This is a genomic window from Streptomyces sp. Je 1-332 (assembly GCF_040730185.1).
In the GTDB taxonomy this organism is placed as follows: domain Bacteria; phylum Actinomycetota; class Actinomycetes; order Streptomycetales; family Streptomycetaceae; genus Streptomyces.
On sequence record NZ_CP160402.1, the window covers coordinates 6,294,373 to 6,307,706 of the forward strand.

At 70.6% G+C, this 13,334-nt stretch carries 12 protein-coding genes; 9 read left to right on the forward strand and 3 right to left on the reverse strand.

Annotated elements, in window-relative coordinates; all coding sequences use genetic code 11:
• Window positions 1-77: 77 nt before the first annotated feature.
• The 3 genes from ABXJ52_RS28480 to ABXJ52_RS28490 all read left to right on the forward strand — a co-directional run bounded on the left by ABXJ52_RS28480 (window position 78) and on the right by ABXJ52_RS28490 (window position 2,317).
• Window positions 78-1,244 carry an ATP-binding protein gene (locus ABXJ52_RS28480; protein ID WP_367045644.1) on the forward strand — a complete coding sequence of 389 codons (1,167 nt, stop codon included), beginning with the start codon at window positions 78-80 and terminating at the stop codon, window positions 1,242-1,244.
• Window positions 1,241-1,564, forward strand: coding sequence for a nucleotide pyrophosphohydrolase (locus ABXJ52_RS28485; RefSeq protein WP_367045646.1), 324 nt, complete (start codon window positions 1,241-1,243; stop codon window positions 1,562-1,564). Before ABXJ52_RS28480 ends, ABXJ52_RS28485 begins: the two co-directional genes overlap by 4 nt.
• Before the next feature lie 270 nt (window positions 1,565-1,834).
• Window positions 1,835-2,317: a DUF6099 family protein gene (locus ABXJ52_RS28490; RefSeq protein WP_367049334.1), complete on the forward strand. Its 483-nt coding sequence runs from the start codon at window positions 1,835-1,837 to the stop codon at window positions 2,315-2,317.
• A 65-nt stretch (window positions 2,318-2,382) separates the two neighbouring features.
• Here the strand turns inward: ABXJ52_RS28490 and ABXJ52_RS28495 are convergent, their stop codons facing one another.
• Window positions 2,383-2,679: a hypothetical protein gene (locus ABXJ52_RS28495; protein ID WP_367049496.1), complete on the reverse strand. Its 297-nt coding sequence runs from the start codon at window positions 2,677-2,679 to the stop codon at window positions 2,383-2,385.
• Between the two features lie 288 nt (window positions 2,680-2,967).
• A complete protein-coding gene (locus ABXJ52_RS28500) occupies window positions 2,968-3,891 on the reverse strand; it encodes an LLM class F420-dependent oxidoreductase (protein ID WP_367045647.1) in 924 nt (307 codons plus the stop codon).
• A gap of 182 nt (window positions 3,892-4,073) precedes the next feature.
• On the opposite strand from ABXJ52_RS28500, the gene ABXJ52_RS28505 reads away from it, so the two are divergent.
• From ABXJ52_RS28505 to ABXJ52_RS28530, 6 genes are all read left to right on the forward strand, one after another.
• Window positions 4,074-4,529 (forward strand): cold shock domain-containing protein, encoded by a 456-nt coding sequence (locus ABXJ52_RS28505; protein WP_367045649.1) that lies wholly within the window; start codon window positions 4,074-4,076, stop codon window positions 4,527-4,529.
• 133 nt (window positions 4,530-4,662) lie between these two features.
• Window positions 4,663-6,192 carry a 3' terminal RNA ribose 2'-O-methyltransferase Hen1 gene (locus tag ABXJ52_RS28510; RefSeq protein ID WP_367045651.1) on the forward strand — a complete coding sequence of 510 codons (1,530 nt, stop codon included), beginning with the start codon at window positions 4,663-4,665 and terminating at the stop codon, window positions 6,190-6,192.
• A complete protein-coding gene (locus ABXJ52_RS28515; protein WP_367045653.1) occupies window positions 6,189-8,753 on the forward strand; it encodes a polynucleotide kinase-phosphatase in 2,565 nt (854 codons plus the stop codon). Before ABXJ52_RS28510 ends, ABXJ52_RS28515 begins: the two co-directional genes overlap by 4 nt.
• Window positions 8,754-8,854: 101 nt before the next feature.
• On the forward strand, window positions 8,855-10,081 hold the full coding sequence (locus ABXJ52_RS28520; protein ID WP_367045655.1) for an arginine deiminase: 1,227 nt from the start codon (window positions 8,855-8,857) through the stop codon (window positions 10,079-10,081).
• A gap of 70 nt (window positions 10,082-10,151) precedes the next feature.
• On the forward strand, window positions 10,152-11,150 hold the full coding sequence (argF, locus tag ABXJ52_RS28525; RefSeq protein ID WP_367045657.1) for an ornithine carbamoyltransferase: 999 nt from the start codon (window positions 10,152-10,154) through the stop codon (window positions 11,148-11,150).
• Window positions 11,151-11,262: 112 nt separating this feature from the next.
• A complete protein-coding gene (locus ABXJ52_RS28530; RefSeq protein WP_367045659.1) occupies window positions 11,263-12,708 on the forward strand; it encodes an amino acid permease in 1,446 nt (481 codons plus the stop codon).
• On the opposite strand, the gene ABXJ52_RS28535 is transcribed toward ABXJ52_RS28530, so the two are convergent.
• Window positions 12,689-13,120: an ATP-binding protein gene (locus ABXJ52_RS28535; RefSeq protein ID WP_367049336.1), complete on the reverse strand. Its 432-nt coding sequence runs from the start codon at window positions 13,118-13,120 to the stop codon at window positions 12,689-12,691. The genes ABXJ52_RS28530 and ABXJ52_RS28535 overlap by 20 nt on opposite strands.
• Between the last annotated feature and the right edge of the window lie 214 nt (window positions 13,121-13,334).

Here is a 13,334-nt window from a genome sequence, read left to right on the forward strand (position 1 = left end):
CCTGGAAATCCCTCATTCGTAGGAAGGTCACTCGGGCGGAACGGTTCCCCAGATCCGTCGCCGCCTACCGTCCGGACATGACTGTGCATCTCCCGGCGGCGGGCGCCGAGCCACTGTCGGGTCCGGACCGGAGCCGCGTCACCGAGCTGCGGCTCTCGGCTTTCGCCTCGCATCGGGGCGCCGTGTTCCCGCTCGGCCCGCTGACCCTGCTCGCGGGGCCGAGTGGGAGCGGCAAGTCCACCGCGCTCGCCGCGTACGAGGCGCTGGCGCGGCTGGGCGGGGGTGAGGAACTCGTCGACGTCTTCGCCGATCCCGTGGCCTGCGTGCCCGACCGCGCACGGGGCGACGAGCAGCAGCGGCGCGGCTTCCGCATCGGTTGCACGGTCGAGGGCCCCGTCGGAGCGGTGCGGCTCGACGTCGCCGTACAGGCCGAGCCCGAACTGCGCGTCGTGGGGGAGCGGCTGACCCGGGGCGGGCTCACGCTGCTCGAGACGGCGCTGCGCGATCCGGGGCGGCGCGCGGTGCAGGCCGCCTGGCACACGGCGGGCATGACGCCGGTCACGCGCGGACCGCTGCCGGACGACCGGCTCGGCACGGCGCTGCTCCCGCTGCGCGTCGCGGGCAAGACCGAGGGGCAGCGCCTGGTGCTCGCCGCTGCTGAGCAGGTGGTCGTCGCGCTGCGCTCGGTGTTCCCGTGCGCTCCACGGCCGGGCCTCATGCGACTGCCCGTGCCGCCCGGACTCATCGGCGCTGGGCGCCTGTTGAGCGGCTGCGACAACCTCGCGGAGGTCCTTCTCCGAACGCGGCAGGAGTGCGGCCACCGGCACGCGCGGCTCGTGGCGGCGGTGCGGGCGGGGTGTGCGGGGCCGGTCGCCGATGTGTTCGCGGAAGTGACCGACGACGGATCGGTCCACGCGCTCATCGACCGGGGCGGCGGGATCAGGTCGCCCGTCGGACGCCTCGGGGACGGCGAGTTGAGGTTTCTGGCGCTCGCTCTGGTGCTGCTGACGGGGCCCGGAGTGCTCGAGGTGGACCCGGTGGCCGAGGTGCCGTCGGCCTACCAGAGCCTCACCGTGCTCGCCGACGGCCTCGACCACTTCCTCGACCAGCGCCAGAAGCGCGCACTGGCCGAACTGGCCAGGAGCACCTGCGAACGCGGCCACATCCGCCTCGTCGGGACGGTGAGCGACGCGTCATGGGCCGCTCAGGTGGGCGGGGCCACGATGGTAGACCTTGGGGCGTGACGGAACTTGATGTAGCGGGACTGCAGCGCAGGCTGGCCGATTTCGCGGCGAAGCGGGACTGGGAGCAGTACCACACGCCGAAGAACCTGGCCGCCGCGCTCAGCGTGGAGGCCTCCGAACTCCTGGAAATCTTCCAGTGGTTGACCCCTGACGAGTCGGCGCGGGTGATGGCGGATCCGGACTCGGCGCACCGGGTGACGGACGAGGTCGCCGACGTGCTCGCCTATCTGCTGCAGTTCTGCGAGGTGCTCGGCATCGACGCGCTGGCGGCGCTCGCCGAGAAGATCGACCGCAATGAACAGCGTTTTCCGGCGACGTGAGTGGATGGATCGTCCACTGGCTATCCGTGGGCTGCCGATGGGCCTTTCGGGCCTTCCGGGCCTTCCGGGCCTTCCGTCGGTCACCGTGATCTCTCCGCAGCGCGTAGATCCGTCACTCTCCGGAGTGGGCGAGTTATCCCCACTCGATAACTTGTCCACAGATTTCCTGGTTGCTCTGGCTTTTCGTCCGGCTGGCACTCACTCTGGGTAGTGGGCAGAGCAGTTCGGGCGAACGTGCGGCGGGCGCGCGCGGGTTGGGTGGTGGTGCGCATGGAGGCGATGCGGCTCATCGAGGCGAGCAGGCACGCTCTGGCGCGGAGCCAGGAACCGTCGGACGTGGTCGCCGAGGTGTGGCAGTCCCAGGCTCTGGCACAGGCGATCGGCAGCCGCCTCGCGATCGCGGGACCTCCGGAGTTACGGGGCGAGGCGCTCGGTCTGAGCGAAGGCGGCGGCAGGGGACGCGGGGCTTTCGTCGCACCCGGCCTCGGGATGGAGGGGATACGGGCGTCGCGACTGACGGGCATCGGCCGGCCGCACGAGGTGTTGCGAGGCCTTGACGAACTGCTCGGCGATGTGGGCATCGCGCTCGTCGGCGTGGCCATGGGCGCGGACGACGAGGGGGTGTACTGGCAGTGCATGGAAGCGATCGACGCCGCCGACGAGTCGAGGGACCGGGTGCTCGAGATGCTGCGGCGGCTCGCGGTGCGCGAACAGAGCCTGCCCGAGCCCGACTCGGCGGCGGGGCCGCCATGATCCGGCGCTGTGACGGCGGCCGTTACCGGCCGGGTGGCACAGGGGCCGGGGGAGTGCCGGTGCCGTCAGAAGCGGGTGGGCTCGTCGCCGGTGGAGGGGCGAGGAGCAGGGGGCGCGGTGTCGTCTGCAGGGGGGCGCGGGGTGGAGGTCGTGGTGTCGTCTGCAGGGGGGCGCGGGGTGGAGGTCGTGGTGTCGCCGTCCGTCGTGGACTGCTGCAGATCCGCGTCGAGCTGCGTCAGGTCCGCGTTGAGCGCTGCCATCAGCTCCTCCATCTGCTGGAGCAGGCCCTTGGGTGGGCCCTGCTGCTCGGGCACGGACGTCTCGCGCGCGGCCTCCTGCTCGGGTACGGCTTCCTGCGACATGGCGGCCTCCTCGGCCCTCGCCCTCGCGGTGCCGGAGGGCTGCTGATGCGAGCGACGCACCAGCAGCGGCCGCCGGCGCGGGTGCCGGGCGGTCCGGCTCCGCCCGAGCCAACGATCACCCGCGTCGGCGGGTCACTGGGGCGGAGCCACCCCGGATGCCGGGTTGACGCGTTTTCACCCTGCCGGGGCCGCGCGGGACCGGCGCGGCCGGCGGAGTTGACGGGAGCGTCCGGTCCCTCGCGCCCTGGCCGGTCGCGGCCGGGTCGGTCGTGCTCGGGCGGGGCGCTGTCAGGTCAGCTGCGACATGACCTGGGAGGAGATCAGCTCCAGGTGGTCGAGATCGTCCAGGTCGAGGATCTGGAGATACATGCGCTGCGAGCCGACGGCCTGGTAGGCGGCGATCCTCTCGACGACCTCCGCCGGGGAGCCGGCGAGCCCGTTCGCCTTCAGGTCCTCCACCTCGCGCCCGATGGCGTCGGCGCGGCGCTTCACCTCCGCGTCCGTCTTGCCCACGCAGGCCACCAGGGCGTTGGAGTAGGTGAGGTCGTCGCCCTTGCGGCCGACCTCCTCCGCGGCGGCGCGTACGCGCTTGAACTGCTGCTCGGTATCGGAAAGAGAGGCAAAGGGAATGTTGAACTCGCTCGCGTAGCGGGCCGCGAGGGCGGGGGTCCGCTTGGCGCCGTGGCCGCCGATGAGGACGGGCACCTTGGGCTGCGCGGGCTTGGGAAGGGCGGGGGAATCGGAGAGTTGGTAGTAGGTGCCGTCAAAGGTGAAGCTCTCGCCGACCGGGGTCTCCCACAGGCCGGTGACGATGGCGAGTTGCTCCTCCAGGCGACCGAACTTCTCCTTCGGGAAGGGAATTCCGTACGCGGAGTGCTCCGCCTCGTACCACCCCGAGCCGAGGCCGAGCTCGATGCGGCCGCCCGACATCTGGTCGACCTGCGCCACCTGGATCGCGAGGACCCCCGGCAGTCGGAACGTGCCCGCGGTCATCAGCGTGCCGAGCCGGATCCGCCGCGTCTCACGGGCCAGTCCCGCGAGGGTGATCCAGGCGTCCGTGGGGCCGGGGAGGCCGTCGGAGGAGCCCATCACGAGATAGTGGTCGGAGCGGAAGAAGGCGCTGTAGCCGAGGTCCTCGGTGGCCTTGGCGACGCGCAGGAGCGTCTCGTAGGTCGCGCCCTGCTGCGGTTCGGTGAAGATTCGAAGGTCCATGCACCCATCTTGCCCGGTTGCCGGATCCACTTTCAGTCCCGAGCAAGCCGTGTTGCCGCTGCTCGGGAGCGGGGCCGCAAGGAGCCGCTCGGCCGTACGGCGCCGGGGGCCGGAGGTTAGGCTTCGGCACTGGCTGTCCGGGCGAGGGGCCCGGAGGTGGTGTTGAGGTTGGGGTGGTTGAGATGGTCGCCGGCAGGGTTATCCGGTTCGACGGCGCGCGGGGGTACGGCTTCATCGCCCCCGAGGATGGTGGCGAGGACGTCTTCCTGCACGCCAACGACCTGCTGATCCCGGAGCCTTTGGTGCACACGGGAGCGCGGGTCGAGTTCGAGATCGAGGAGGGCGAGCGCGGGCCCAAGGCGTCATCCGTCCGGCTGCCCAAGGGGGCGCAGACGCCGACGGCGCGGCTGCCGTTCGCGGGTGGCAGGGCCGAGGTGCCTCCGTCGATTCAGGCGTCCGCTCCGGGGTTCGACGACGGGGAGGAGCCGACCTGCGATGTGCTCAGCGTCGCGGAGTACTCGTTCGAGGTGACCGAGCTGCTGCTCGACGTGGCTCCGTGGATGACCGGTGAGCAGGTCAAGCAGCTGCGCGAGCAACTGGTGCAGCACGGAAAGGGCCACGGCTGGGTGGAGGGATGACGGGACGCGGGGCAGGTTCCCGGGGCGGCTAAAACCCCTGAGTGACTCGGTGATGTTCGCTGTACGGTCTACAGGCGCGCTGGAGCCGCAACCGTAAGTTTCCGCAGTTCAGATTGCGTTTCGAGGCATACCCGTGTTCCTGACGATCAGTACCTCCGGTACCCCCGACAGCCCCGCGACCGACCTCGGTTTCCTGCTGCACAAGCATCCCGAGAAGGCGCAGGCGTTCTCCACTTCCTACGGCACCGCGCACGTCCTCTACCCCGAGGCGTCCGAGGAGCGTTGCACGGCCGCGCTGCTGCTCGAGGTGGATCCCGTGGCGTTGGTGCGGCGGGGAAAGGGTAAGGGCCGGGGCGGGGCGCCCGACGCGGCGCTCGCGCAGTACGTGAACGACCGGCCCTACGCCGCTTCGTCGCTGCTCGCGGTCGCGCTGAGCGCGGTGTTCTCCAGCGCCATGCGCGGGGTGTGCAACGCGCGGCCCGAGCGGGCGCGGCGGCCGCTGCCGCTGCGCATCGAGGTGCCCGCGCTGCCCGCGCGCGGCGGCGCCGACCTGGTGCGGGGGCTGTTCGAGCCGCTGGGCTGGACGGTCGCGGTGACGCGGATCCCGTTGGACGAACAGTTCCCGGAGTGGGGCGACTCGCGGTACGTCCACCTCGTACTCGACGTGCCGGATGGGAAGTTGACCCTGGGCGAGGCGCTTCGGCACCTCTATGTCCTCCTCCCTGTGCTCGACGACGCCAAGCACTACTGGGTGTCGCCGGACGAGGTCGACAAGCTGTTGCGGGCAGGTGAGGGCTGGCTAGCGGACCACCCGGAGCAGAAGGTCATCACCAGCCGCTATCTGGCGCGGCGCTGGTCGCTGACCCGGGAGGCCACGCAGCGTCTCGAACTGGCGCGGCTCGCCGAAGCGGACGACACGGGAGTCGACGACCTCGACAACGCGGTCGACGAGGAAAGTGACACAGAGGAAAAGCCCGTGCCGCTCGCCGTGCTGCGGCGCGAGGCGATCATCGCGGCGCTGGCCGGCGCCGGTGCCGGGCGCGTGCTCGATCTCGGGTGCGGGCAGGGCCAGTTGGTACAGGCGCTGCTCAAGGACACGCGGTTCACCGAGATCGCCGGTGTCGATGTGTCGATGCGGGCGCTGACCGTCGCGTCACGGCGGCTGAAGCTCGACCGCCTGGGTGAGCGGCAGGCCGAGCGCGTCAAGCTCTTCCAGGGCTCGCTGGCGTACACGGACAAGCGGCTCAAGGGATACGACGCCGCAGTGCTCAGCGAAATCATCGAGCACCTCGACCTGGAGCGGCTGCCCGCCCTGGAGTACGCGGTGTTCGGCTCCGCGCGGCCGCGCACGGTGCTCGTGACGACGCCGAACGTCGAGTACAACGTCCGCTGGGAGACGCTCCCCGCCGGGCACGTGCGGCACGGGGACCACCGGTTCGAGTGGACGCGCGAGGAGTTCCGCGACTGGGCCGCGCGCGTGGCCGAACGGCACGGGTACGACGTGGAGTTCGTGCCCGTAGGGGACGACGACCCCGAGGTGGGGCCGCCGACCCAGATGGCCGTGTTCACACAGGCCGACAAGAACGAGAAGAACGAGAAGAACGACATGAGCGTCAAGTGCGACGCGAACGCCAAGACCACGAAGGAGGTGCAGGCAGCATGACGCACGAAACCGGCACCAGCACCGAAGCCGTGAGCGCGGGACGCGTGCTGCCCGTCACCGATCTCTCCCTCGTCGTCCTCGTCGGCGCCACAGGCTCCGGCAAGTCCACCTTCGGCCGCAAGCACTTCAAGCCCACCGAGGTGCTCTCCAGCGACTTCTGCCGCGGCCTCGTAGCCGATGACGAGAACGACCAGGGCGCGAGCCGTGACGCCTTCGACGTGCTGCACTACATCGCGGGCAAGCGCCTCGCCGCGGGCCGCCGCACCGTCGTCGACGCGACCAACGTGCAGAGCGAGAGCCGCAAGCAGCTGATCGAGCTCGCCAGGCAGTACGACGTGCTGCCCATCGCCATCGTCCTGGACGTGCCCGAGGAGGTCTGCGCCGCGCGCAACGCCGAGCGCGCCGACCGGTCCGGTATGCCCCGCCGCGTCATCCAGCGCCACCAGCGCGAACTGCGGCGCTCGCTCAAGCACCTGGAGCGTGAGGGCTTCAGAAAGGTCCACGTCCTCAAGGGAGTCGAGGAGGTCGAGCACGCCACCATCGTCACCGAGAAGCGCTACAACGACCTCTCGCACCTCACCGGCCCCTTCGACATCATCGGCGACATCCACGGCTGCGCCACCGAGCTGGAGACCCTGCTCGGCAAGCTCGGTTACGCCGACGGCGCGCACCCCGAAGGGCGTACGGCCGTGTTCGTGGGCGACCTCGTCGACCGCGGCCCGGACTCGCCGGGCGTGCTGCGCCGCGTGATGTCCATGGTCGCCGACGGCACGGCCCTGTGCGTACCGGGCAACCACGAGAACAAGCTCGGGCGTCACCTCAAGGGCCGCAAGGTCCAGCTCACCCACGGACTCGCCGAGACGGTCGAGCAGTTGGGGGCCGAGAGCGAGGAATTCCGCGCGAGCGTGGGGAAGTTCGTGGACGGCCTAGTCTCGCACTACGTCCTCGACGGCGGCAAGCTCGTCGTCTGCCACGCGGGCCTGCCCGAGAAGTACCACGGCCGTACGTCGGGGCGGGTGCGCTCGCACGCGCTGTACGGCGACACCACCGGCGAGACCGACGAGTTCGGCCTGCCGGTGCGCTACCCGTGGGCGGAGGACTACCGCGGCAGCGCCGCCGTCGTCTACGGCCACACGCCCGTGCCCACGGCGACCTGGCTGAACAACACCATCTGCCTGGACACCGGCGCGGTCTTCGGCGGCAGCCTCACCGCGCTGCGCTGGCCGGAGCGCGAACTGGTCGACGTACCGGCGGAAAAGGTCTGGTACGAGCCCGCCAAGCCGCTGCGCACGGAGGGGCCCGGCGGCCACGACGGCCGGCCGCTCGACCTGAACGACGTGCACGGCCGCCGCGCGGTGGAGACCCGCCACGCCGGCCGCGTCGCGGTGCGCGAGGAGAACGCGGCGGCGGCCCTTGAGGTCATGAGCCGGTTCGCCGTCGACCCGCGGCTGCTCCCGTACCTCCCGCCGACGATGGCGCCGACCGCGACCTCGCAGCGCGAGGGTTACCTGGAACACCCCGCCGAGGCCTTCGCGTCGTACGCCGCGGACGGTGTCGGCCGGGTCGTGTGCGAGGAGAAGCACATGGGCTCGCGCGCCGTGGCCCTGGTGTGCCGGGACGCGGACGTGGCCCGCGAGCGCTTCGGCGTGGACGGCCCGACCGGCTCGCTCTGCACCCGTACGGGCCGCCCTTTCTTCGACGATGTAGAGGTCACCGAGGAGATACTCGGGCGCCTGTGCGCCGCCGTCACCGAGGCGGGCCTGTGGCAGGAGCTGGACACCGACTGGCTGCTGCTCGACGCCGAGTTGATGCCCTGGTCACTGAAGGCTTCAGGGCTGCTGCGGTCGCAGTACGCGGCCGTGGGCGCGGCGTCCGGTGCCGTCTTCCCCGGTGCGATCGCCGCCCTGCAGGCCGCGACGGCGCGCGGGGTGGACACCGGAGGGCTCCTCGCCGAGCAGCGCGAACGAGCCGCGGACGCCGCCGCGTTCACGGACGCCTACCGCCGCTACTGCTGGCCGACCGACGGCCTGGAGGGCGTGCGTCTCGCGCCCTTCCAGATCCTGGCCGTCCGGGGCCGCAGCCTCGCCGCGCTCCCGCACGACGCGCAGCTCGCCCTGATCGACCGCATGGTGGAGCACGACGGCAGCGGCCTGCTGCAGACCACCCGGCGGCTGTACGTCGACACGGGCGACGAGGCGTCGGTCCAGGCAGGCATCGACTGGTGGCTGGAGATGACGAGCCGCGGCGGCGAGGGCATGGTCGTCAAGCCGGTCGAGGCGCTGGTCCGCGACGGGAAGGGCCGGATCGTGCAGCCCGGCATCAAGTGCCGCGGTCGCGAGTACCTCCGGATCATCTACGGCCCGGAGTACACCCGCCCCGACCACCTCGACAAGCTGCGCGGCCGTTTCCTCGGCCACAAGCGCTCACTCGCGATCCGTGAGTACGCGCTCGGCCTCGAGGCCCTGGACCGGCTCGCGGCGGGCGAGCCGCTGTGGCGGGTGCACGAGGCGGTGTTCGCGGTCCTGGCCCTGGAGTCGGAGCCGGTGGACCCGCGGCTCTAGCCAAGCCCGACGGCTCTGGCCAAGCCCGACGGCTCTGGGCAAGCCCGACGGCTTTGGGCAACAGCGGGCGTCGGCCGCCCGGCAGGGGAAAGATGGACCCCATGGGATTCCATGTCGACTCCGAGGCCGGGCGGCTGCGCCGCGTGATACTGCACCGCCCCGATCTGGAGCTCAAGCGACTCACCCCGTCCAACAAGGACGCGTTGCTCTTCGACGACGTGTTGTGGGTCCGCAGGGCCCGCCAGGAACATGACGGATTCGCCGACGTACTGCGCGACCGAGGCGTGGCCGTGCACCTCTTCGGCGACCTGCTGACCGAGGCCATGGACGTGCCCGGCGCCCGCCTCCTCGTCCTCGACCGGGTCTTCGACGAGAAGGAGTACGGTCCGCTGGCGACGGACCACCTGCGGGCCACGTTCGAGAGCATGCCGTCGGCCGAGCTCGCCGACGCGCTGATCGGCGGGATGACCAAGCGCGAGTACCTGGAGCGCCACCCCGAGCCGACGTCCGTGCGCTTCCACTGCATGGACCTGGACGACTTCCTGCTCGGCCCGCTGCCCAACCACCTCTTCACCCGCGACACCTCGGCGTGGATCTACGACGGCGTCTCGATCAACGCGATGCGCTGGCCCGCGCGGCAGCGCGAGACCGTGCACTTCGAGGCGATCTACCAGCACCACCCGCTCTTCCGGGCCGAGGAGTTCCACATGTGGTCCCAGGGGCAGTCGGACTACCCCTCCACCATCGAGGGCGGTGACGTCCTGGTGATCGGCCGGGGCGCGGTCCTCATCGGCATGAGCGAGCGCACCACCCCGCAGGCGGTCGAGATGCTGGCGCACAAACTCTTCGCCGCGGGTTCCGCGCAGACGATCGTGGCCCTGGACATGCCGAAGAGACGCGCGTTCATGCATCTCGACACGGTGATGACGATGGTCGACAGCGACACCTTCACGCAGTACGCGGGCCTCGGCATGCTCCGCTCGTACACCATCGAACCCGGCGTCGACGGACGGGAGTTGAAGGTCACCGACCATCCGCCCGAGCACATGCACCGGGCGATAGCGGCGGCCCTCGGGCTGAGCGGCATCCGGGTTCTCACGGCCACCCAGGACGTGCACGCGGCCGAGCGCGAGCAGTGGGACGACGGGTGCAACGTGCTCGCCGTCGAGCCGGGCGTCGTGGTGGCGTACGAACGGAACTCGACCACGAACACGCATCTGCGCAAGGAGGGCATCGAGGTGATCGAGATCCTGGGCAGCGAGCTGGGGCGCGGCCGGGGCGGCCCGCGGTGCATGAGCTGCCCGGTGCAGCGGGATGCCGTCGACTGACGCCGTATATAAATGTGGGGCATCGTATAGACTTCCAGCGTCCCCGTACGCGTACCCCTGGAGCGCCATCATGGCCATCGACCTCACCGGCCGCCACTTCCTCAAGGAGCTGGACTTCACCGCCGAGGAGTTCCGCGGCCTGATCGAGCTGGCCGCCGAGCTGAAGGCGGCCAAGAAGGCGGGGACCGAGACGCGGCGTCTGCAGGGCAGGAACATCGCGCTGATCTTCGAGAAGCCCTCCACGCGGACCCGCTGCTCCTTCGAGGTCGCGGCGGCCGACCAGGGTGCTTCGACGACGTACATAGACCCGACCGGCTCGCACATCGGCGGCAAGGAGTCCGCCAAGGACACCGCGCGGGTGCTCGGCCGGATGTTCGACGCCATCGAGTTCCGCGGCGCCGCCCAGGCGACGGTGGAGGAGCTCGGCGCCCACGCGGGCGTGCCGGTCTACAACGGCCTGACGGACGACTGGCACCCCACCCAGATGCTCGCCGACGTGCTCACGATGACCGAGCACAGCAACAAGCCCCTCACCGAGATGGCCTTCGCCTACCTCGGTGACGCCCGTTACAACATGGGCAACTCGTACCTGATCACCGCCGCGCTCCTCGGCATGGACGTGCGCATGGTCGCGCCCAAGGCCTACTGGCCCGCCGACGAGATCGTGGCCAAGGCGCGCGAGCTCGCGGAGAACAGCGGCGCCCGGATCACCCTCAGCGAGGACGTCGCCGAGGGCGTCGCGGGCGCCGACTTCGTCGTGACCGACGTCTGGGTCTCCATGGGCGAGCCCAAGGAGATCTGGGACGAGCGCATCGCGGCCCTCGCGCCGTACGCCGTGACCATGGACGTCCTGCGCGCCACGGGCGACGCCGACGTGAAGTTCCTGCACTGCCTGCCGGCCTTCCACGACCTGGGCACGCAGGTCGGCCGCGAGATCCACGCCCGGCACGGTCTAAGCTCTCTCGAGGTCACCGACGAGGTCTTCGAGTCGGCGCACTCCGTCGTCTTCGACGAGGCCGAGAACCGTCTGCACACGATCAAGGCGGTCCTCGTCGCCACGCTCGCCTGAACGCGTTACCGCACGCTCACACGGGTGGGGCCGGGGAACACCTTCCCCCGGCCCCGCTTTTTTCGCGGCATACCCCCGCCGCTCCCCGCACCACCGAAATGAGAACCACCGCATGCGCCCGACCGGTCCGGCAGGACTCCGCATCAAGTCCCCCGAACTCCTCGTCGCCGAATCGGGCGCCGACCTCGAAGGCCATGGCCTGAAGCGCACCATGGGCCTGTTCCAGCTGGTGTGCTTCGGTGTCGGCGCGATCGTCGGCACCGGCATCTTCGTCGGCCTGTCCGACAGCGTCGCCGAGGCGGGCCCCGCGGTCGCCGTCTCGTACTTCCTGGCCGCCGTCACCTGCATCTTCACCGCCTTCTCGTTCGCCGAGCTGGGCGGCGCGATCCCCGTCTCCGGCAGCTCGTACTCCTTCGCGTACGCCTCGCTCGGCGAGCGCACCGCGTTCCTCGTCGGGTGGTGCCTGCTCCTGGAGTACGGCGTCTCCGTCTCGGCGGTGGCGGTGGGCTGGAGCCAGTACCTGAACGAGCTGCTCGAAAGCCTCACCGGCTGGCACCTGCCCGACGCGCTGTCCGCGGGTCCCGGTGAGGGCGGCGTCGTGAACCTGCCCGCCGTGGTCGTGATCCTGCTGGCCGCGGTGCTTCTCGTGCGCGGCATCCGCGAGAGCGCGCGGGCGACGGCCGCCATGGCCATCCTCAAGATCGGGATCCTGCTGTTCTTCCTGGCGATCGCGTTCACCGCGTTCAAGGCCGGCAACCTCACCCCCTTCGCGGGCGCCGGAGCATCCGGTATCACCGCGGGCGCCTCGCTCGCCTTCTTCTCGTTCATCGGCTTCGACGCGATCACCACGGCGGGCGAAGAGGTCAAGAACCCGCGGCGCAACATCCCCATCGCCATCCTGATCTGCATCGGCGTCGCCACGCTCCTGTACGTCGCCGTCGCCCTCGGAGCGATCGGCGCGCTGGGCGCGGACGCGGTCGCCGACAAGCCCGCCGCGCTCTCGCTGGTCGTCGACCAGGTCACCGACTCGTCGGTCGGCGGCGGCATCATCGCCTTCGGCGCCGTCGTGGCCATCGCGTCCGTCGTGCTGGCCGTGATGTACGGGCAGACCCGCATCCTGATGTCGATGTCCCGCGACGGGCTCATCCCGCGGGTCTTCGAGCGCGTCTCGCCGAAGACGTCGACGCCGGCGGCCAACACCTGGATCGTCGCCGCGGTCTTCGCCGTGCCCGCCGCCTTCTCGTCGCTCGACGTGGTGGTCAACCTGACGACGATCGGCACGCTGGCGATCATGGTCGCGGTGAACGTCGCGGTGCTCGCGCTGCGCCGCTCGGCGCCGGAGCTCAAGCGCACCTTCCGGGTGCCGCTGTACCCGCTGAGCCCGCTCCTGGGTGTGGGCTTCTGCCTCTATCTGATCTGGGGCACGGGCTGGACGACGTGGGTGCAGTTCGCGGTGTTCCTGATCGTGGGCTCGCTGGTGTACGCGCTGTACGGGCGCCGTCACTCACGGCTCGGCAAAGCCGCCGACGCCGACGCGCCTACGCCGCGGGAAGCGTGAACCAGACCGCCTTGCCGGAGTCGGTCGGGCGGTGACCGCAGGACGAGCTGAGGGTGCGGATCAGGAGCAGGCCGCGCCCGTGTTCCTGCCAGGGGTCGGGCTCGCTCATCGGCGCCGGGTTGCTGAGGTTGCCGGGCGGCAGCGGGTTCGAGTCGTGGACCTCGACCTGGCAGCCGGTCGGCAGGAGCTCGATGACGAGCTCTATCGGGTCCTGCCCCGAGGTGTGCTCCACCGCGTTGGCCACCAGCTCGGCCGTGAGCAGCTCGGCGGTATCGCTGTCGGCGGAGGACTCGATCTCCGCGAGCGCGGTACGCACGAGCGCGCGGGCGATCGGTACGGCCGCAGCGGTGTGCGGCAGCGCGATGCGCCACGAGGCAGGAGCGGGTGGTTCGTGCAAGGCGGGTCCGTTCAGGGCAGCAGGCGATCCTGCTTTCAACCGTACGAATCTTAAGCGCTATGTCGACAGGGTCGACGGTCGGGCTTGTCCAGGACGTCCGGCCCTTGAGCGCGCCTTGTTTATCGCGTGCTCGTGACGGTAGTCACGGATGAGTGATAACTTCGAATACGGAGAGCACTCCACGCTGTAGCACGAGGTGGACCGCCGCCGCCCCGACCGAGGAGGCCGC

What these genes read in the sequence shown, in the direction of transcription:
- ABXJ52_RS28480 (WP_367045644.1), top strand. Translation starts at nt 78, where the DNA reads ATGACTGTGCATCTCCCGGCGGCGGGCGCCGAGCCACTGTCGGGTCCG.
- ABXJ52_RS28490 (WP_367049334.1), top strand. Translation starts at nt 1,835, where the DNA reads ATGGAGGCGATGCGGCTCATCGAGGCGAGCAGGCACGCTCTGGCGCGG.
- ABXJ52_RS28495 (WP_367049496.1), bottom strand. Translation starts at nt 2,679, where the DNA reads ATGTCGCAGGAAGCCGTACCCGAGCAGGAGGCCGCGCGCGAGACGTCC.
- ABXJ52_RS28500 (WP_367045647.1), bottom strand. Translation starts at nt 3,891, where the DNA reads ATGGACCTTCGAATCTTCACCGAACCGCAGCAGGGCGCGACCTACGAG.
- ABXJ52_RS28505 (WP_367045649.1), top strand. Translation starts at nt 4,074, where the DNA reads ATGGTCGCCGGCAGGGTTATCCGGTTCGACGGCGCGCGGGGGTACGGC.
- ABXJ52_RS28515 (WP_367045653.1), top strand. Translation starts at nt 6,189, where the DNA reads ATGACGCACGAAACCGGCACCAGCACCGAAGCCGTGAGCGCGGGACGC.
- ABXJ52_RS28520 (WP_367045655.1), top strand. Translation starts at nt 8,855, where the DNA reads ATGGGATTCCATGTCGACTCCGAGGCCGGGCGGCTGCGCCGCGTGATA.
- argF (WP_367045657.1), top strand. Translation starts at nt 10,152, where the DNA reads ATGGCCATCGACCTCACCGGCCGCCACTTCCTCAAGGAGCTGGACTTC.
- ABXJ52_RS28530 (WP_367045659.1), top strand. Translation starts at nt 11,263, where the DNA reads ATGCGCCCGACCGGTCCGGCAGGACTCCGCATCAAGTCCCCCGAACTC.